Source organism: Erwinia billingiae Eb661, assembly GCF_000196615.1.
Taxonomy (GTDB): Bacteria; Pseudomonadota; Gammaproteobacteria; order Enterobacterales; family Enterobacteriaceae; genus Erwinia; species Erwinia billingiae.
In genome coordinates this window covers 4,966,544-4,984,583 of record NC_014306.1, presented here as the reverse complement: position 1 = coordinate 4,984,583, position 18,040 = coordinate 4,966,544, and the positions used below count along the sequence as shown (strand labels likewise).

Annotated in this window: 14 protein-coding genes and 1 pseudogene; 7 read left to right on the top strand and 8 right to left on the bottom strand. The window is 52.6% G+C overall.

Annotation, left to right across the window (positions count from 1 at the left end; all coding sequences use genetic code 11):
• Positions 1–17: 17 nt before the first annotated feature.
• A complete protein-coding gene (locus EBC_RS24110) occupies positions 18–1,208 on the top strand; it encodes an MFS transporter (protein ID WP_013204491.1) in 1,191 nt (396 codons plus the stop codon).
• Positions 1,209–1,301: 93 nt separating this feature from the next.
• Here the strand turns inward: EBC_RS24110 and EBC_RS24105 are convergent, their stop codons facing one another.
• Positions 1,302–2,219 (bottom strand): LysR family transcriptional regulator, encoded by a 918-nt coding sequence (locus EBC_RS24105; RefSeq protein ID WP_013204490.1) that lies wholly within the window; start codon positions 2,217–2,219, stop codon positions 1,302–1,304.
• Between the two features lie 130 nt (positions 2,220–2,349).
• Between EBC_RS24105 and EBC_RS24100 the strand changes: the two genes are divergently transcribed.
• The 3 genes and pseudogenes from EBC_RS24100 (at position 2,350) to EBC_RS24090 (ending at position 5,152) form a co-directional block, all read left to right on the top strand.
• Entirely contained in the window at positions 2,350–3,747 is a 1,398-nt protein-coding gene (locus EBC_RS24100; protein WP_013204489.1) for an amidohydrolase family protein, read from the top strand.
• 14 nt (positions 3,748–3,761) lie between these two features.
• Positions 3,762–4,235 (top strand): DMT family transporter, encoded by a 474-nt coding sequence (locus tag EBC_RS24095; RefSeq protein ID WP_004958554.1) that lies wholly within the window; start codon positions 3,762–3,764, stop codon positions 4,233–4,235.
• Positions 4,236–4,292: 57 nt separating this feature from the next.
• A pseudogene (locus EBC_RS24090) lies at positions 4,293–5,152 on the top strand (SMP-30/gluconolactonase/LRE family protein).
• Positions 5,153–5,448: 296 nt separating this feature from the next.
• Here EBC_RS24090 and EBC_RS24085 read toward each other — a convergent pair.
• The 3 genes from EBC_RS24085 to EBC_RS24075 are packed head-to-tail and all read right to left on the bottom strand — an operon-like array spanning position 5,449 to position 9,121.
• Complete coding sequence (locus tag EBC_RS24085; protein WP_013204486.1) at positions 5,449–6,708, bottom strand: glycerate kinase type-2 family protein; 1,260 nt, start codon at positions 6,706–6,708, stop codon at positions 5,449–5,451.
• Positions 6,709–6,710: 2 nt separating this feature from the next.
• A complete protein-coding gene (locus EBC_RS24080) occupies positions 6,711–7,799 on the bottom strand; it encodes a tartrate dehydrogenase (RefSeq protein WP_013204485.1) in 1,089 nt (362 codons plus the stop codon).
• 14 nt (positions 7,800–7,813) lie between these two features.
• Complete coding sequence (locus EBC_RS24075; protein ID WP_013204484.1) at positions 7,814–9,121, bottom strand: MFS transporter; 1,308 nt, start codon at positions 9,119–9,121, stop codon at positions 7,814–7,816.
• Positions 9,122–9,249: 128 nt separating this feature from the next.
• On the opposite strand from EBC_RS24075, the gene EBC_RS24070 reads away from it, so the two are divergent.
• Complete coding sequence (locus EBC_RS24070) at positions 9,250–10,158, top strand: LysR family transcriptional regulator (protein ID WP_013204483.1); 909 nt, start codon at positions 9,250–9,252, stop codon at positions 10,156–10,158.
• Positions 10,159–10,576: 418 nt separating this feature from the next.
• Positions 10,577–11,170: a hypothetical protein gene (locus EBC_RS24065; protein WP_013204482.1), complete on the top strand. Its 594-nt coding sequence runs from the start codon at positions 10,577–10,579 to the stop codon at positions 11,168–11,170.
• Between the two features lie 41 nt (positions 11,171–11,211).
• Here EBC_RS24065 and EBC_RS24060 read toward each other — a convergent pair whose 3' ends face one another.
• The 4 genes from EBC_RS24060 to EBC_RS24045 form a co-directional block, all read right to left on the bottom strand.
• Positions 11,212–12,369, bottom strand: coding sequence for a CfaE/CblD family pilus tip adhesin (locus EBC_RS24060; protein ID WP_013204481.1), 1,158 nt, complete (start codon positions 12,367–12,369; stop codon positions 11,212–11,214).
• A gap of 12 nt (positions 12,370–12,381) precedes the next feature.
• Positions 12,382–15,117 (bottom strand): TcfC E-set like domain-containing protein, encoded by a 2,736-nt coding sequence (locus tag EBC_RS24055; RefSeq protein ID WP_013204480.1) that lies wholly within the window; start codon positions 15,115–15,117, stop codon positions 12,382–12,384.
• 76 nt (positions 15,118–15,193) lie between these two features.
• Entirely contained in the window at positions 15,194–15,697 is a 504-nt protein-coding gene (locus tag EBC_RS24050) for a CS1 type fimbrial major subunit (protein ID WP_013204479.1), read from the bottom strand.
• A gap of 177 nt (positions 15,698–15,874) precedes the next feature.
• Positions 15,875–16,672, bottom strand: a complete 798-nt coding sequence (locus EBC_RS24045) for a fimbrial protein (RefSeq protein WP_013204478.1) — start codon at positions 16,670–16,672, stop codon at positions 15,875–15,877.
• A gap of 498 nt (positions 16,673–17,170) precedes the next feature.
• Between EBC_RS24045 and EBC_RS24040 the strand changes: the two genes are divergently transcribed.
• Positions 17,171–18,019 (top strand): hypothetical protein, encoded by an 849-nt coding sequence (locus EBC_RS24040; RefSeq protein WP_041692464.1) that lies wholly within the window; start codon positions 17,171–17,173, stop codon positions 18,017–18,019.
• The last annotated feature ends 21 nt before the right edge of the window (positions 18,020–18,040 follow it).

Sequence of the window (18,040 nt, the reverse complement as noted above, 5' to 3'; positions counted from 1 at the left end):
CAGAGAAAACAAAATTTATGTCCCACACTACCAACAAGTGGTCTTCAATCATACTTGTGACCGGCATCCTTTTTATCGCTATCAACCTGCGTGTTCCTTTTACCGCTATCGCGCCCGTTTTAGAGTCTATTCGCCATGATTTTGGGCTCAGTATTACTGCCGTTGGGTTGCTTAACTCGCTGCCTTTACTGGCCTTTGCCGTCTTTTCACCGCTGAGCGCATCCATCTCACACAAGTACGGTCTTGAACGCACCCTTTTTGGTGCCCTGGCCGTGATTTCAGCGGGCATCCTGCTTCGCTCCACAGGCAGTGTCTGGGCGCTTTATGGCGGAACCATATTGATAGGTATCGGGATTGCGCTCGGCAATGTCCTGCTGCCTGGCCTTATCAAACGTGACTTTTCTGGCAACGTGGCTTCCATGACGGGGGCATATTCCATCACCATGGGCGCGGCTGGTGCTATTGGTTCAGCCATTGTCATTCCTCTGACGCAGAGCTGGGGCTGGAACATCGCGTTAGCCATGCTGGTTATTGCACCGCTGCTTGCGTTGCTTTTATGGTTGCCCCAGTTAAAGATGAAGCATCAGTTGCCGGGAGAGGGCGAGAAAAAAGCGGCGACCGTCGCGGTCTGGCGCTCGCCTCTGGCATGGCAGGTCACCTTATTTATGGGCCTGAATGCGATGCCGTTTTATGTTGCGGTGGGATGGCTGCCAGCCATTCTGACGGACAGTGGACTCTCCTCAGCTCAGGCTGGTGAGGTACACGGTATCCTTCAGCTGACCACCGCCATTCCCGGCCTGATTCTGGCGGCCACGCTGCGTCGTCTAAACGATCAGAGATTAGCCGCTGCTGGCGTAAGCCTTATAACGGCTGTGTCCTTTATGGGGATCCTGTACTTGCCGAATCTTGCGATGCTGTGGGCAGCGCTTCTAGGCTTTGGCTCGGGTGCCAGCATGATGCTGGGTCTGACCTTCATCGGGCTGCGTACTAAAAACGCCGGTGATGCTGCCGCGTTGTCAGGCATGGCGCAGAGTGTTGGTTATCTGATGGCGGCGATGGGGCCGCTGTTGCTGGGCAAAGTACAGGAGTTGTCCGGAGGCTGGACGGTGTCATTACTGATGACCGCAGCAATCGCGGTAGCAGGTGCCTGCACCGGAATGGCTGCCGGACGAAATGCGCATCTGGAACCTGTACAGCAGACGGGCTGAATTGGCTGGCACAACAGGGGAACGATCGGTTCCTCTGCTGTGGATGCTGTCCATTATCGTTCTGAAGCGTACTCTTACTCTCAAGACCATCTCTTACCGGGAGGGCCGTTTCTCACCTGCGCCATCGTTAAAAAGCCCGGCGACCCAGTCAGCAAAAGCACGCACTGCGGGAGAGAGAAACCGCTGATGCGGATAGAGCATCGTCACCGGCACTGAAGGTGGCTGCCAGTCCGCCAGAACCTCGACCAGCTTGCCTTGCTGCAGATTCTCCGAAATCACATTCTCAGCAAGCTGCGCCAGCCCAAAACCCTCAAGACACAGTCTGATATAGAGTCCCGTTTCGTTAACGGCTGCGTCTCCTTCTACCGGAACGGAAAGCATCTCAGTGCCACGCCTAAAACGCAGTTCATTGGTCCGTCTTCCCGAACCGGAAAAGTAATGAATTGCCCGATGCTGCGACAACGCTTCCGGCGTCTCAGGGATACCGTACTCCCTGAGATAGTCCGGCGAGGCACAGGTCACCCAGCGAAACCGGCCAAGGGGACGGGCAACCAGCGTGGAGTCGGTTAATTCCCCGGTTCTGATGACGCAATCCACACCTTCCTGAACAAGATCAACCTGCCGGTCGCTGACGCCAATCATCAGATAAATATCCGGATAGAGCCGGTAAAAATCTTTCAGATTCGGCATGACAATAAAATGGGCGATCCCACCGGGCATATCTATCCGCAGTCGCCCCTGGGGCCGCCTGACGGAATCGGTCAGGCTGGATTCCGTGTGTTCAATCAGTGAAAGGATTTCCCTGCACTGCGCAAGATACTGCAGGCCTTCAGGCGTAAGTCTGACCCGCCTCGTCGTCCGGTTAAGCAGACGCACCTGCAGGTATTTCTCCAGATTTTTAATCGTGCTGGTGACGGTGGAAGCTGGCAGTGACAGTGTCTCTGCCGCGCGCACAAAGCTTCCGGCTTCAGCAACTCTTATAAAAACCTGCATAGCCTGAATCCGATCCATCGTCCTGCTCCTGGGTAAAAGTGAGTCTGATTATTCGCAAATTATGAATTATGAAAACGCTTTAAGCATCTTTTTCAGGATAATGACGTGGCGTATCGTTTCCCCATTAATCAGGAAAGAGGCAGGTTTAATGACCGACTACATCCGAAATATTGTTAACAATCAGAATGTCACTTCACGGGCTACGTTGATTCGTGGCGCGACGATACTGAGCATGGACGGGAACGTCGGTAACATTGAGCGCGGCGATATTCTCATCAACGGCTCAACGATTACCGCCGTGGGCCAAAACCTGGATGTGCCGGGTGCGCATGTCATTGATGCCACCAACATGATCGCCATGCCGGGAATGGTCGATTCTCATCGTCACGCATGGGAAGGACAGCTGCGCCGCATTAACCCAAACGCCACCTGCCTGGACGACTACAGCAACGCCACGCACTTCTCCTTCGCTAAATATTACCGGCCTGCCGATATCTATGTTGGCAACCTGCTGACGGCGCTGGGCGCTATTGACGCGGGCATCACCACGATGATCGATAACTCGCACAACAGCCGAACCGCAGCGCATTCCGATGCCGCCGTGGAGGCCCTGCTTGATACCGGCATTCGTGCCATTCATGCTTCCGGCGCACCGGTAGCTGGCGAATGGGATAAAGCCCACTGGCCGGGAAACTGGCAGCGTCTGCAGGATAAGTATTTCACCGACAACCCTGAAAGCCTGGTCTCTCTCGCCGTCATGGCCCAGCTGGAGCCGGAGTTGTGGGCCGAGGCCCGCAGGCTGGGACTGTCGATTGTCACTGAGTTCTTTGGCGCTGAGATGGGGGCTGAACTTGAGTCGCTGCATCAGCAGGGGCTGCTGGGTCCGGACAATATTTTCAATCACTGCACGGCGCTGCCCGACCGGGGATGGAAAATTCTGCGGGAGGCCGGTGTCCGGGTGAACGTCTGCCCGCGCTCAGATTCGCACTATGGCATCGAAAGCGGGATGTTCGCCATTGAGGCCGCGCAGCGTCATGGCATCAACCCTGGCCTGAGCGTAGACAATGAAACGTCGTACAGCACCGACATGTTTATGGAGATGCGCGTCGCCTTTTACCTGCAGCGCGTGATGGGCATGCATCAGCAGCAGTGCTGCGATTCTGAACATGCGCTGAAAACGCTTCCGGCGGCGCAGCTCCTTAAAGCCGCGACTCTTGATGGCGCTGCCTGTGCAGGGCTGCAGGACAAAGTGGGCAGCCTGACGCCAGGCAAACAAGCCGACCTGGTGCTGATTAGCGTCAGTGATCTCAATCTTTACCCATCCGGCAATGCCTTTGGCACGGTGGTTCATGCCGCCGAGCGCAGCAACATCGACACCGTCATGATCGGCGGACGCATCGTTAAACAGAACGGTAAGGTGCTGGGCGTAGACAGCGCGCGACTGCATGCGGCGATTGATGAGTCGCGTGAGCACCTTTTTGCAGCCTCTGGCTACCAGCCTGACATTTTTGCTGACACCTTCCTGCCGCTGGTGCAGGCCGACTGACCAGGATGAAAAGCATGGGCATGATCTATTACGTAATCGCTTTTGCCGCAGGTCTTGGGATCACCCTGCAGACGACCCTGAACAGCCAGCTGGCAAAGGGACTGGGCGGCGACCCGGTCACTGCGGCGCTGTTTTCATTTACAGCGGGCGCGTTCAGTCTGGGGATTTACGCGCTGCTGCGGGGTGGGTTGATGACATCGCTGGCGGCGATCCCGTCGCAACCCCTCTGGAGTCTAGCGGGCGGAATGATAGGCGCATGTGCACTGTTCAGCTATGTCGTGCTTGCGCCGAAAATTGGGTTTTCAGCCCTGCTCGGGCTGGCGATTGTCGGACAGTTACTTTCCTCGCAGATGATTGATCATTTTGGCTTGCTGGGCGCTGTGCGGCGTCCGGTTTCGTTACTCAGGCTGGGGGGCATGGTTGTCATGTTGATCGGACTTGCCGTCATGCTTTTCGGCGATCGGCTCTCTGCACGTTTTCTGCAGTAACTGCGTTATCCACTTTTGCCCACGTGCAGTACGACCTTTTATATCCGGAGGATTATCATGTTTTCAATTGCAGCTGAGGTCAGGAATACGCTCGGAGAGTGCCCGCTGTGGTGTGAAAGAACCCGCAGGCTCTACTGGACTGACATTGAAGCCAGTGAACTGCTAGCCATAGAAGAGGGCAATGATGCTGTGATGCGCTGGTCGCTGCCTGAACGCCTTGGCTCCTTTGCACTGACTGAAAAAGTCACATTCTGCTGATGGGATTCGCGCCAAGGCTGGCTTTCTATGATCTCAACAGCGGTTTAATTACCCCATTTGCCGCTTCACCGGGAGACAACGGCACCCGCATAGGTGATGGACGATGTGACCGTGCGGGTAATTTTGTCTTCGGGACGATGGATGACGGTTATCCCGTTAAAGTCATCGGTAAGTTTCATCGACTCAACGCGGCAACGCTGACTGTTGAGACGCTTGCACTGCCCGATGTCGCTATACCAAACAGCATTTGTTTCAGCCCCGATGGCGGCACGCTCTATTACTGTGACTCGATGCAGGGTCGGATAATGTGCTGTGATTACCCCTCGCTGCAGAACCAGCACGTGTTCGCCGAAAGCGAAGGCAGCGGCGCGCCTGACGGCTCCTGCGTGGATGAGATGGGCTATCTATGGAATGCTGAATGGGGAGGGAACCGTGTTGTCAGTTACCGCCCGGATGGGACCACAGACGCTATTCTGACGTCACCTGGAATCCAGAGCACCTGTCCGACACTCGCCGGTGAGGGTTTTACCCGTCTTTATTGCACCACGGCTACAGTGGGACTCACTGCGCTGTCTGAATATGACGGTGCATTGCTCAGAGCTGAATCTGATCTCAGTCCCGGATTACCTGAAAACCGCTTTGCGGCACACACAGTTTAATGGTTTTGATACTGATAGAAATTTGGTAGTTCAGGCTCAAAGAAAACGTCCGCTTCTGACACAAAGCAGATAGGCGCTGGCCAGCGTCCACTGTGAGTGAGAAACGGACTAAATCCAGGGGATTGACTGGTTTTAATAGGGAGAAGGGATTTTCAACCGCGCAAACTGGACACGACAGGCTGTAGCTTTCCAGGATAGAGCATCAGGGGAAGCCGTTAGAACCGTGACAAACTGGCTTAGGCTGAACAACGCTAAGCATAAATATTGCTCTCCCGGGCCGCAGGAGAGCAACAGGCTCAGGCAATCAATATTGCCCGGATGTCATTTACGTTGGTTAAAGTCGGGCCGGTTATCAGCAAATCATCAAGCGCGTGAAAATAGCTGTAACTGTCATGTCCATCGAGATAATTAACCGCATTAAGGCCACTCATTCTGCCGCGTGTCAGCGTGTCCGGGAAAACCATCGCGCCCGCTGCATCTTCCGTGCCGTCAATACCATCACTGTCGCCAGCTACTGCCCAGATACCGTTTTCACCCTGCAATGCGCAAGCAAGGCTGAGCAAAAACTCGGTGTTTCGCCCGCCTTTTCCGGGCTGACCGTTGTTGACCGTCACGGTGGTTTCACCACCCGACAACAGCACAGCAGGACCGGAAACCGGATGCCCATACTGCTTCATCGACCTGGCGATACCGGCCATGACCACGGCCACTTCACGGCTTTCACCTTCAATCGCATCGCCCAGAATAAGCGGCGTGAGTCCGTGATTGCGTGCAGCGACTGCCGCCTGCTGTAATGCCAGCGCAGGTGTGGCGATCAGCCTGAATTCACCGTTCGCTACTTTTTTCACCGGGCTGGCCGGCTGGTTTAACAGGTTGCGGACAGCTTCGGGGATAGCGATGTCGTAGCGCTGTAGTACCTGGAGCGCATCATGCGGCATACTGTGGTCGGCAACGGTGGGGCCAGACGCTACGTCTGCCGGATTATCGCCCGGCACGTCACTGATAATCAGTGACACGATACGGGCCGGTTGCGCCAGCACCGCCAGCTTGCCACCTTTCACCGCGGAGAGGTGACGACGTACCAGATTCATCTCTTTGATGTTGGCGCCACTGTGTAGCAGAGACCGGGTGATTTTCTGCTTATCGGGCAGCGTTAATCCCGGCGCGGGAAGCGCCATCAGCGCAGAACCCCCACCGGAAATCAGTGCCAGCACCAGATCATCCGGTGTTAATCCGCGTAATGCCTCCACAATCAGCATTGCGGCCGTTTCACTCATCGCATCCGATACGGGATGCGCCGCCTCGATAATGCGGATGCGACCCGCGGGCACCGCGTGACCGTAACGCGTCACTACCACGCCTGACACATCCACTTCAGGCCAGGCCGCATCCACCGCTGCCGCCATAGCTGCTGAAGCTTTACCGGCACCGATCACCACGCAACGGCCGCGTGGCTTTTCCGGCAGGTTCGGAGGGATCACCGGCCCGGCGCGGGCGCTGTCGACAGCCTGCTGAAAGATATCCTGCAGGATCGCTGCGGCCTGTTCATTTTTCATGGCTATGCGTTCTCGGCAACGTCAGCTTTGGCTTCGATAAATTGCACCACGGCGCGTGTGACGTCAGCGGTACTGGCGGTGCCGCCGACATCTGGCGTCAGAATGCCTTTCTTACACACGTATTCGATGCCTTCCATGATCAACGCAGCGGCGTCGCGTTCGCCCAGATGTTCAAGCATCTGCACGGCAGTCCAGAAGGTCGCAACCGGATTAGCGATGCCTTTGCCGGTGATATCAAATGCTGAACCATGGATCGGTTCAAACATGGAAGGGAACCGGCGTTCCGGATCGATATTTGCGGTAGGCGCCACGCCCAGACTGCCTGCCAGCGCCCCGGCCAGATCAGACAGAATATCGGCATGCAGGTTGGTTGCAACGATGGTATCCAGCGTCTGCGGATGCAGCGTCATACGATGCGTCATGGCATCGACCAGCATTTTGTCCCACTGCACATCCGGAAACTCCAGCGCTACCTCAGCGGCAATTTCATCCCACATCACCATACCGTGACGCTGGGCATTGGATTTGGTCACTACGGTAAGCAGCTTGCGCGGACGTGACTGCGCCAGTCTGAAGGCATAGCGCATGATGCGCGTGACCCCAACGCGGGTGAAGATTGCCACTTCGGTACCCACCTCTTCCGGTAAGCCCCGGTGCGCACGACCGCCGTTACCGGAGTATTCGCCCTCAGAGTTTTCACGCACGATGACCCAGTCAAGATCGCCTGGACCACGGTTCCGTAATGGTGAAGTCACGCCAGGCAGGATTTTGGTTGGCCGTACATTGGCGTACTGGTCAAAGCCCTGGCAAATCGGCAGACGCAGGCCCCACAGGGTGATGTGGTCAGGCACATCGGGTGCTCCCACCGCGCCGAAGTAAATAGCGTCGAACTTCTTCAGCGTGTTCAGTCCCTCTTCCGGCATCATCACGCCATGTTTTTTGTAGTAATCCGAACCCCAGTCAAAGGTTTCTACATCAAACTTCAGCTGCGGATCGCGACGTGTCAGCGCATGCAGTACTTCAACACCTGCTGAAATGACTTCCGGACCGATACCGTCGGCAGGTATGGCTGCAATTTTGTAATTACGCATAGTTACTTCTCCAGTCAATGATGGGTATGAGGATGAGGAATCTCTGCCGTTTGCGGTTTATTTGCTTTGGCAGAAAGAATGAGGACAATCAGAGCTGATAATCCCAGCAGCCCCGCGACAAAGTAGAGGCCCCAGCTGTAGCTGCCGGTTTGCTGACGGATCACGCCAATCATCATCGGACCGACAAAACCGCCGAGATTGCCGATGGAGTTGATAGTAGCGATACCCGCTGCCGCTGCCGGTCCGCTGAGAAACACGGTTGGCATGCTCCACAGTGGGGGTTTCGATGCGCTGATCCCTACGGTGACCAGCGTTAAGGCGATAATAACGGCGAACAGCGTGCTAACGTTACCGGCGTAAATCAGTCCGGCTGCTGCCAGCAGACAGGCGCCAATTACATGCCAGCTGCGCTCTTTAGTACGGTCGGAATGACGTGCCCACAGGATCATGGCGATAACGCCTATGACAGCCGGGAAGGCGTTAAGGAAACCAATTTCAAGCGATGATGCACCGAAGCTGCGGATGATTTGCGGCGACCATATGCCAAGCGTGTACAAGCCAGCGGACGTACCGAAATAAACCAGTGCCAGCACGCGCTTATCCGCCAGTCCTTGCCATGCGCTACTGTGGCTCTGTTTTGCCGCACGTGCCAGCTCCTCGGCCTGCATGGTGTTTTCCAGCCAGGTACGTTCTTCGTCAGTCAGCCATTTGGCTTTGGCCGGGCGGTCAGTAAGGTAGAACAACACGATAACGCCGAGCATCAGCGCGGGGACGGCTTCCAGTAAAAACATCCACTGCCAGCCGGCGTAGCCGAGAAAACCATGCATCTCCAGCAGGGCAGCTGAAATAGGCGATCCCAGTGCTGTTGAGAGCGGGGCAGCGGCCATGAAGATAGCCGTGACCTGCGCGCGTTTTGCTGCCGGGAACCAGTAGCTGAGATAGAGGATGATACCCGGGAAGAAACCGGCCTCAGCCACGCCGAGCAGGAAGCGCAGAATATAGAAACTGGTAGTGCCCTGCACAAAAGCCATACAGCCAGAGACTAAGCCCCAGGTGATCATCACGCGGGCGATCCAGATACGGGCGCCCACTTTATGGAGGATTAAGTTTGACGGGACTTCAAAAAGGAAATATCCGAGGAAGAAAATGCCGGCACCCAGCCCAAAGACTGTCGGCGAAAAGCCCAGATCCTGGTTCATGGTCAGGGCAGCAAAACCAATGTTTACCCGGTCGAGAAACGCAATGAAATACAGCAGCATAATAAAAGGAATGATGCGCAAGGTAACCTTTCGCATAACCTTTTTGTCGAGGTCGTTATTCATTTCAGGATGCTCCACAGTCATGTAGGGTTGTTATCGTTTTGTAATAATCCCAGTATGAAGTTTTGCGCGGCTTTATCATCGGCACTGCTTTATATAAATAATTTGCATAATCAGGTTTTGGTGAAAAAATGGATATAAATCAGTTGCGTTGCTTTGCAGTGTTGGGTGATGAGCTTCACTTTGGCCGGGCAGCCCGAAAACTTGAAATGATGCCTGCGTCACTCAGCCGTTTCATAAAATTGCTGGAGGAGGAGCTGGGGATAAGGTTACTGAATCGATCGACCAGAAATGTTTCGCTGACGCCTGAAGGGGCAGCGTTTTTGAATGAGGCCAAAGCCGTGATTGCTGATTTCGATGCGCTGCGGCTGCGGTTCCGTAAAACGGCATTATTGCAGAAAAGGACGCTGCGGATAGGTGCTATTGACAGCGCTGCCAGAGGGTTACTGCCGGAATTAATTCATCTTTTCGTCAGGCGGTTTCCTGATGCGGATATCCATATTACTGAAGATAAAACGCACAGCCTTATCCCCCGACTCCTCTCCGGATGGCTGGATGTGATCTTTGTACGTCCGCCTGAACATGTTGACGTTACGCTGACAACGCGATTTATCACTAATGAAACCTGCGTGCTCGCCGTTCCTGCCCATCACCGGCTGGTGAGTCATAGTGAAGTCAGTATCGATGATTTTCGTAATGAGCCGGTAATCGTGCCCGAAAGGCGCACCCGGCCTCACAGTTACGATCTGACGATGAACGTTTTCAAAGCAGGCGGCTGCGTACCCGTTATCGCGCAGTATGCCGAAGAGAAACAGACCATCCTGAGTTTTGTAGCCGCCGGTCTGGGCATCGCTCTGGTCCCTTCATCATATAAGAATATGAATGCTGACGGCGTGAAATACCTCGCTCTCTCGCCGATGAAGAATGTGGACGGGCTTCCGCTGAGTGCGATGTGGCATCAGGGAAATAATAATATTTATGTTAACGCTCTGCTGGATATGCTTTCTGACAACATTGAAAAGCTTACTTATAACCTGTGACTGATTACAGAACGGTGGAGACTGACTATCCATTGGCCCTGTGCACGCTTGCTCAAAAAAGCGCCAGGTCGGGGTGGGATTTCATGCGGCTCTTTGATTAGCGAAAGAAGGGGAAAGCATTAAAAAGAATCAGAGCGCATAAGTTTATGAAACATTAAATACCACGAAACTCTCACCGCTCTGCCACCGGTTTATTAGCACCCCAAAATCTCAATAAAGTCCGATCATGCATTTAATGGACAAGTTCGAAGTTTCCCAGAGCCATCCTAAACTTCCGCTTTTGGCACAGAGCGGACCGAGACCGGTAGCAAGTCTCTTCGACGTAGCAGACAAACTTAGCACCAAAAATGGACAGTTAACTTTTAACGTGGAACCGATATTATTCGGAGGATAAGGGGAATCTCATCGGAAATTAAAAATGGATGCTATTTATTTGGATCAGTCCTACTATCACCAGCAGGGCCTGGCTGCGTTGATCGGTGAATCACTGTTATGCTGTTGTAGCGATATTGGTGAAGTAAAAAACAGGCTTAATGACCAGAAAAGTAAACCCATTTTTTCGCCGTTGATTATTTTTGATTTACCTGCAAATTTCCGCACAGCGCTGACTTACATCGATTATCTGACACGACTCAAAATCAATCGAAACACAACGCTGATTTTCTTCTCAGATTTCGAGAAAAATATTTTTAACTATAGCGAGCACGGCATCAAAGCCGACTTTTTTATCGATAAAAAATCCTCCACAGACATAATTTCTATTAAACTTGCGGAGGTGTTGATACTTCACAAAAACGGCCTGTCATTTTCCGCATCCGTGATGAGTAATTATTTAACAAAATGCGAATTCAGTTTCCTGTGTTCTTTATTCACCCAAGGTTCGATTGAAGGTGTGGCGAAAATAACCGGTGAAAACAAAAAAACGCTCTACAGTCATCAGGCCAATGTGGTTAAAAAACTTAACCTCAAAAACAGTCTTCATCTGTATAAGCGTCTTATCTATAATTTTTAATCCAACAGTTTTATTTATCAGGAAATAAGTCTTTCAGGGGATTATTGCGTGGTCGGGGTATAAATAATCCTCAGAGTACCGCGATATCGCCCCGCCGTTTTTGACGACAAAGTGAAAGAGGGCGTAATCAAGTCCATCGGTGCGGGAACGCACAGCACGGAATTTCGCTGTCCCGGTAAAACGACGCGCCGTAATACGCCTTTATTGGTACCGCTCCAGATGACCTCGGTGCCGTTCTGCACTGCCTGCCGCGCTTTGGTCAGCGGATTAATCACCTCTATCGAATAATCCAGACGATCTTGCGCCAGATTTTTATTGCCGCCAATGAGATATAACGAAAACAACCCCGTGGCTCTGGAGGGCGCGGCAGAACCTTCGTCCTGAAATATCAGGCTTACGCGGTTGCTGTCCGAATTATTGCCATCATAAAGGCACATATCCAGCGAGCGGCTGCCGCTTACCGTGGTGGTGGCGCGTGCGCCGGGGAAAATTTTCAGCCCGAGCTCCACATTCGCCGCCGCATTGCCAAACTCGGGCAGATAGATCTGCTGATTACCGTAATCCGTCACCTTAAAGGTCATGCTGGCGATCCAGTCACCCAGCTTGATCACGTTGGTACAGCCCACGTTCACGTTCTGCGAATTCCCGGTACAGGTTACGGGCCATTGCATCAGCGACATTTTCAGCGTTCCGCTCCAGGTTCCGGCGGCGGGAAATTTACTCAGCTCTGAAGAAGGTACATAGGCCGAATAATCCGTACCGTCGCCCCTCGGCGTAACCTCTCCACCAAAGGCATTCAGCGGAACGAGATTGGTTGCCACGACCACATTATTTAGCGATCGACGTTTGGTCATATAGACATTGAGCACCAGCGTCTGTTTAGTGGTGCTTTCTGTAAACAAGACCGGCACGGGATAGGGCGCGGGGGAGGCTTCCAGCCAGACCGGAAACGTCAGGCAGGCACCGTACTGATTGTTGGTTCGTGACTGGCACACCAGCGTGTTCCGCCCCCATTTTGGTGCGTCGTTGGTGTCATAACCGCCGTTTTCGTTGGTCCAGATGGGCAACTGCGCCGGTACGGACATCCGGTCGAAGGACACGGCGACGCTGGTATTGCGTCCTGTCGGCGTGAGTGAAGCCGCCTGTGCGCCGGCCATCAGGCATATCAGCGCCAGACTGGCAAGAAGTCTACTTTTCATACAAAATCCCTATTATTGTTTCTGCGAAGAAAACGCTGCCCGCGCAAGAGGACCTTCATCCGTGCGGCGGGTAGCGATCAGCATTTTTGCTCGCTGCTGAACGTCCTGCGGCACCGACGCAAGTTCAACCGTTTTACATTCGCTGTCGCCAACATAACGCACGACGTCATGCGTGCTTTTCACCTTCAGTTCGCAGCGGTACATCTGCCTCCCACGCGCCATATATAAATTCTTCATGCGGTGATCGGTTTCCGCCGTGAATCCGCCCTGTCCTAATCCCGACCAGCTGGTGACATTTATCGGCGTCGCGCCTTCCAGCGGCGTTTGCGGATTGACCATCAGCCTGCCGAGATAGGTGTAGCGCGAGACGATATTCACCTTGCTGACCAGCATCCGTCCCGGCGCGATAAAAAGCGTCCGGCGTCCGGCACCCTGCGTGATTTCACTGCGCATACCGGCGGTGGATTCGATGGAATCATTGATGCTGATATGACTTTGCGTATACGCCGGCACGCTAAACAACGTACGGCCGGTACCGCGCAGACTTGCGCTGCCCGCGCCGTCAACGGAGACATCCACTCGGGTATCCTGGCTTTCATCGGTGCTCGCGACGTTCAGCCCGATGGCAGCACCAGGCAGGCCGTTGCCCCATTTTCCCCAGTACAGACCGGATTTCGCCACCGCCATTGAGGAGTTATAGCTGCCGCTACTGCTTACATGCTGGCCCGACGCACCCGAAGAGGCTGAACTGAACGCCAGACTGCCGCTGCCGTACTCGCCGCTGGTTTTTCCGTAAACCGACGCATTCAGCGTATTGTCCTGATTCCCGTTGAAATTCACGCCGATTTCCTGCTGATTCTGCGCATCGAAATACCAGTTTTGCGCGACGTTATAGCCAACCTGATCCTTACTGCTGCGGTCAGTCTGATAAGTCATGCCCACCGAGCTGTAGTTCGAGCGCGCATTGATCGTCGGCGTGCTGACACGCGAGAGTGAAACGGAAAGAAATCCGCCATTATCGCGCTTCATGCCGGTGCTGCTGGTACGCGTAAAAAGGTTGGCGCTGGTATTGATGTTGATGCCGCCGACGCTGAAACCGCGCCCCAGCCCGGCCTGCCAGGTGGTAGTCTGCGTTTTGTTATAGCTGCTGCGGCGTGTCCACACCGGCACCACGTCGTTATCATCGAGCTGGGCCGGGATCACGTTGCGGCCTTCATTTTTACTGGCGCTGTAACCGGCGTTCACGTACCAGCTTTTCACCGGCACGCTGAACATCAGGCTGCTGCTCTGATAGCAGCCGCTGAAACCGTATTGGCCACCGTTGTTGCTGTAACAATCCTGCGCATACAGTGCGCTGCGGTAAAAGCTGAGGGAAAAACCGTCGTTATAAGTGGCTTGCTGAATGTTGCCGCGAGAGCCTTCGCTGCCCTTCAGGTAACTGAAGCGGGTGGTGAGAATGCCGTCGAGCAGCGGGTTATCGAATCCGTGACTCCAGTCGAGTGCGCTTTCGACAAAATGGTGGCGGTTGGTCGCGGCCACACCGCCTGTGAACGCGGCTTCACGGGTGAGCGGCACTTTGATCCCCGCCTGCATCACGCGGCGATCGCCACCGTTTTTTGATTCTGCACCGTTGCCCTGTACCTCGTGGTCGGGAATGGCACCGCCCTGCACAAACCATTCGATGTTCTGGCTGGTGACATTGCCCGTACGGCTAAAAGGCACCTGCTCGGTGCGCGATAGCTGATTATCTTCGTAAACACGCAACGTCACGGTGTAGCTGCCGTTAGGGAACGCGGTGGTATCGAGGTTCTGTGTCCCCGCATTCAGGTAAAAGGTGCCGAGTAACTGCCGATCGCGATAGGCATCAATACGCGAGGGGCGGGTGATAAACACCGTCACCGGCGTGCCCTGCGCGGCCTGTGAGTTGTTCATCCAGGCTAGCGTGGAACCGACACGCATACCTTCGATGGTGCTGAGCGGCAACTGGCTGAGGGTAATATTTCCGCCTGCGTTGCTGAAAATATCCCGGGAGTCCATGCGCCCCGCCTGAACGTAATAGCGTTTGCCAACGTCGCGGCGCAGGAAAATATTGTTAAAATGCACATCTTGATGATTTTGCTGGCGATATTTCTGCGCCAGATAGTCCCAGTCAATACCGGCATAACTATTTTCCGTCAATCCGACCGCGCCTGCGCCCTGTACGGATAACGTCTGGTCATCGTTATTAGTCACGAAGTTGATATTCTGCTGATGTATAAACGCCGCTTCCGTTTCTGCCGTCTGTTCGTAGTACGGCGAGTTCCTGGTTGCGGCAAGCGGCACAAACTCAGGGCCGAGGAACAGCGCGACTTTGCCATTATTTTCATCATAGATAAGCGCAACCGAATCTGTTTCCAGATAGTCACACCCGCTCACGCCGCCGTTACTGCTGCACGCCAGATTCCCGTTACGTGCCATAGGCTTGCCGATCAGATGATCCAGCAGCGCTTGCTGCTGAGGACTCTTTTGATAATGCGCCATCACCGCCTGCGCGACGGCTTCCGGTTTGAGGAAAGTGACGGTATCGAGGTTAACGGAGGCTTCAAAAAGTCCGAGCGATTGCCCGTAGATAGACAGATTGACCCACAGCGTCTGGCCGGTGACCAGCGATTCAAAACCAGGTGGAACCTGGGTGGCGGCACGGGCTGAAAGAAAGGGGATCAGGGTAATGAAAGAGGCGATTGTAACGATCCGGAAAATGACCTTCATTACAGCGTCCTGCTGAAAAAGAATAACAAGGGGGCGAACTGCCCCCCGAAATAATCTATCAATCAACTCCGGCAAATCAGCTCGACGTCGTTGCCTGTGTAATTAACAGGCTGACCACGCCGGAATAGCTGCCGGTCGCCAGAGGCGCTACGGTTGCCGGGGCGATTTTCAATGGCAGAACGGAAGAACCGTTCTCAGTGCCCGCCGGAAACAGGGATGCGTAAGTCAGGGAGGTCGCCGTGGTGGTGATCGGTTTCAGATCTGCACCCAGCGTGACTTTCAACGGAACGGCGGTACCGGTTACGGTTTCGTTTAACTGGGCAGTACTCACCAGCGCCACGTTGATATTAGCGGTAGAAGAATTCGACCAGATTTTGGTATCCAGTGAATAAGTAGATAAACCACGGCCAGGAATATATTGCATATTAATGGTTGCCGGCAGCGCAGTGCCGTCTGCCTGAGTCATATCTACCGTCGAATCAACGTTGGCATTAACAGTGATATCTTTCTGCACAGCCTGTGCATTAAATGCAGCCGTTAACGCAGCAGCGATGAAAAGTGGTTTGATTAATTTTTGCATTTTAGCTCCATGAAAATCCATGTAATGGTCATAACGCTAAATAATTCGAGCTGCAGGAAGGTGACTCAATACAATCAACGCGCCTGCGGCTTGAAGAATGACGCGCATCCATGACCGTTTTATTGACAATGAACTGCTTCATAACAAACGGATTGTTATTCTTTTAGAATAAATTGATTATTTCCCGAGAACGTATTCGTTCATACTTCTCGTTTTCTGATCAACATATTTAATTCTGATTTCCTGTGCAGCTTTTATTTCATCTGGCGTCCATGCTTTGAACCGCAATGTCTCATCCGGATATATCGTGGCGTGTTCCTGTTTCCACTGGCAGCTGCTGCTGCTATTTTTTTGCAAGCAGAAAGCGACTTCGCGGATCGCTATGCGCACCGTGCCATTGTTTTTAACCTCGCCCGACGATAATGGGATCAGTGATAATACCGCGTGTTGCGGCGGTATATGAACCAGCACGCCCCAGACTAAATTGATGCCCAGCTGGTTACTGATTTTATTCTCCTGGCCGGTGTTATCTTTCAATTCCTCCGGCGCACCGACGGCCTCGAAGTAAACACGCCAGGCGGTCTCTTTCTCCGGAGGTTGTAAAGAAATAAGACGAATGATGCGTTGCGAACCCGATGCCAGCGCGAATTTATCCGGGGTAGCAATCAGCGAGCGTGAAACCGCATCTTCAATCAATATTTCTTTTTCAAATTGTGTAGCAGGGCGATCAATTCGCTTAATGCTGACTTTAATAAACTGCGCCTCGCCGCTTTGCGACAGGGTTTGTACCTGCGCTGCTCCCTGACTATTAAGCGTAACCTCCATGGGATAAACGCTCATATTAGCCAATGCAACAGGCACGGAAAAAAAAGTCATTAATATCAGTAATAAAAACAGTAACCTGGCGAACTTCTTTTTACAAAAAAACGCAAAAGAATTGCCGTAACGCAGGGGCTGATGACGTGACTCTTCCATGATAAATCCTTATGAAATCCATTAAAAACGTGCCGGTAATTCCCCCTCCTGAGAGAAATCCTGTTAACCTGGACATCTGAACTCACGGGTTTAACTTGGCGATAAGAAAATTCTCACACAGGCTTTGCTATGTCACTGTCCATTTTTGTGGTTAATTTTTTAAGAGAAATGGGAAAGGATTCTTATTGCAGAAAAAACCATATAAATCATTGAAGTAGCTAACTAAAACATCCAAGCCAAAAGCAAGTCATTGGCTTTTGAAAATATTTTAACCGGTCAAAATAAAATCAGGTATTATGCTATACGGCCGCTTTAGTGTTAGGATTATCCTCAGAAGGGCAATAAAGACCCTTACTGATTTTAACAAGAATCGTTAAAAACTAACCGCCTCTATATAGCAAGATGGACCATTTCTCAACGGGTTATAAATAAAAGCTAAAGAAAGAGTGGCGGTATTTTTTTATTTGCATTATGGAACCAGGTAAAGTAAGCAGCAATATGAAAAGAAAACAAAAACTCACCGAATTAATTTTTCTCCGTGCAGAAGTAATTAAGTCCCACAAAAACATTGAGGCAGTCATGCAGAAGCACTGCAAACTACTGTTTAGACTTTATCTGACTAAGCCACTCTATTTTAAGGTTATTTTTAAAGCAAACCGTTTTATTATCGGTTCTGCCCTCATTGCGTATTTCTACACGACAGAAAAGCCGACGCTTCGCCAGGTGAAAAATTTTTGTAAGAAAACGGGGTTAATCAGTGACAACACGATTGATTCTTTTCTGCTTTTTATCCGGGTAGGCGGTCGTATGGACGTCAAAAAGGATCCGCTGGATAAACGAAAGTTAAACTATCAGGTAACGTCAAAAGCGCTTGATGAAACCCGTGCGTTAATTAATACCATGATGATCCCCTATGGGATGCTTTATCCGGAGTTCGATGTATCCGGATGTTTAAAAATGGAAAATTTCACCGCCAGTTATTTCCAAAAATATTCCGAAATCACCCTCAATCAGGTATATCTCTTCGAGATGGTACCGGATTGTAAGGCGTTCGTTTTCAGAGATGCCGGGCACATGCTGTTGATGGATCTCTATATCGAGAGCATCAAACAGCAGACGGTGGTGATCGAGTACAACTACCTGAAAGCCTCACTCAAGTGTGGTGTGTCACGTTCGCACATCAGACGATGCCTGCAAGCCGCAGAGGTTGGCGGTTTACTGACGCTCGATACAGCGAACAACACCATTATCCTGCACCCGACCTTTATGCAAATGGCGCTGAACTACTTTGCGGTTTACATGGCGATGGTCGAGTATGGATTGAGTGGTTTGCCCGCGCGCCGGTAGACGATCCTGCCCTTTAGTTTG

What these genes read in the sequence shown, in the direction of transcription:
- EBC_RS24100 (WP_013204489.1), top strand. Translation starts at nt 2,350, where the DNA reads ATGACCGACTACATCCGAAATATTGTTAACAATCAGAATGTCACTTCA.
- EBC_RS24075 (WP_013204484.1), bottom strand. Translation starts at nt 9,121, where the DNA reads ATGAATAACGACCTCGACAAAAAGGTTATGCGAAAGGTTACCTTGCGC.
- EBC_RS24095 (WP_004958554.1), top strand. Translation starts at nt 3,762, where the DNA reads ATGGGCATGATCTATTACGTAATCGCTTTTGCCGCAGGTCTTGGGATC.
- EBC_RS24055 (WP_013204480.1), bottom strand. Translation starts at nt 15,117, where the DNA reads ATGAAGGTCATTTTCCGGATCGTTACAATCGCCTCTTTCATTACCCTG.
- EBC_RS24085 (WP_013204486.1), bottom strand. Translation starts at nt 6,708, where the DNA reads ATGAAAAATGAACAGGCCGCAGCGATCCTGCAGGATATCTTTCAGCAG.
- EBC_RS24060 (WP_013204481.1), bottom strand. Translation starts at nt 12,369, where the DNA reads ATGAAAAGTAGACTTCTTGCCAGTCTGGCGCTGATATGCCTGATGGCC.
- EBC_RS24110 (WP_013204491.1), top strand. Translation starts at nt 18, where the DNA reads ATGTCCCACACTACCAACAAGTGGTCTTCAATCATACTTGTGACCGGC.
- EBC_RS24040 (WP_041692464.1), top strand. Translation starts at nt 17,171, where the DNA reads ATGAAAAGAAAACAAAAACTCACCGAATTAATTTTTCTCCGTGCAGAA.
- EBC_RS24050 (WP_013204479.1), bottom strand. Translation starts at nt 15,697, where the DNA reads ATGCAAAAATTAATCAAACCACTTTTCATCGCTGCTGCGTTAACGGCT.
- EBC_RS24080 (WP_013204485.1), bottom strand. Translation starts at nt 7,799, where the DNA reads ATGCGTAATTACAAAATTGCAGCCATACCTGCCGACGGTATCGGTCCG.
- EBC_RS24045 (WP_013204478.1), bottom strand. Translation starts at nt 16,672, where the DNA reads ATGGAAGAGTCACGTCATCAGCCCCTGCGTTACGGCAATTCTTTTGCG.
- EBC_RS24105 (WP_013204490.1), bottom strand. Translation starts at nt 2,219, where the DNA reads ATGGATCGGATTCAGGCTATGCAGGTTTTTATAAGAGTTGCTGAAGCC.
- EBC_RS24070 (WP_013204483.1), top strand. Translation starts at nt 9,250, where the DNA reads ATGGATATAAATCAGTTGCGTTGCTTTGCAGTGTTGGGTGATGAGCTT.
- EBC_RS24065 (WP_013204482.1), top strand. Translation starts at nt 10,577, where the DNA reads ATGGATGCTATTTATTTGGATCAGTCCTACTATCACCAGCAGGGCCTG.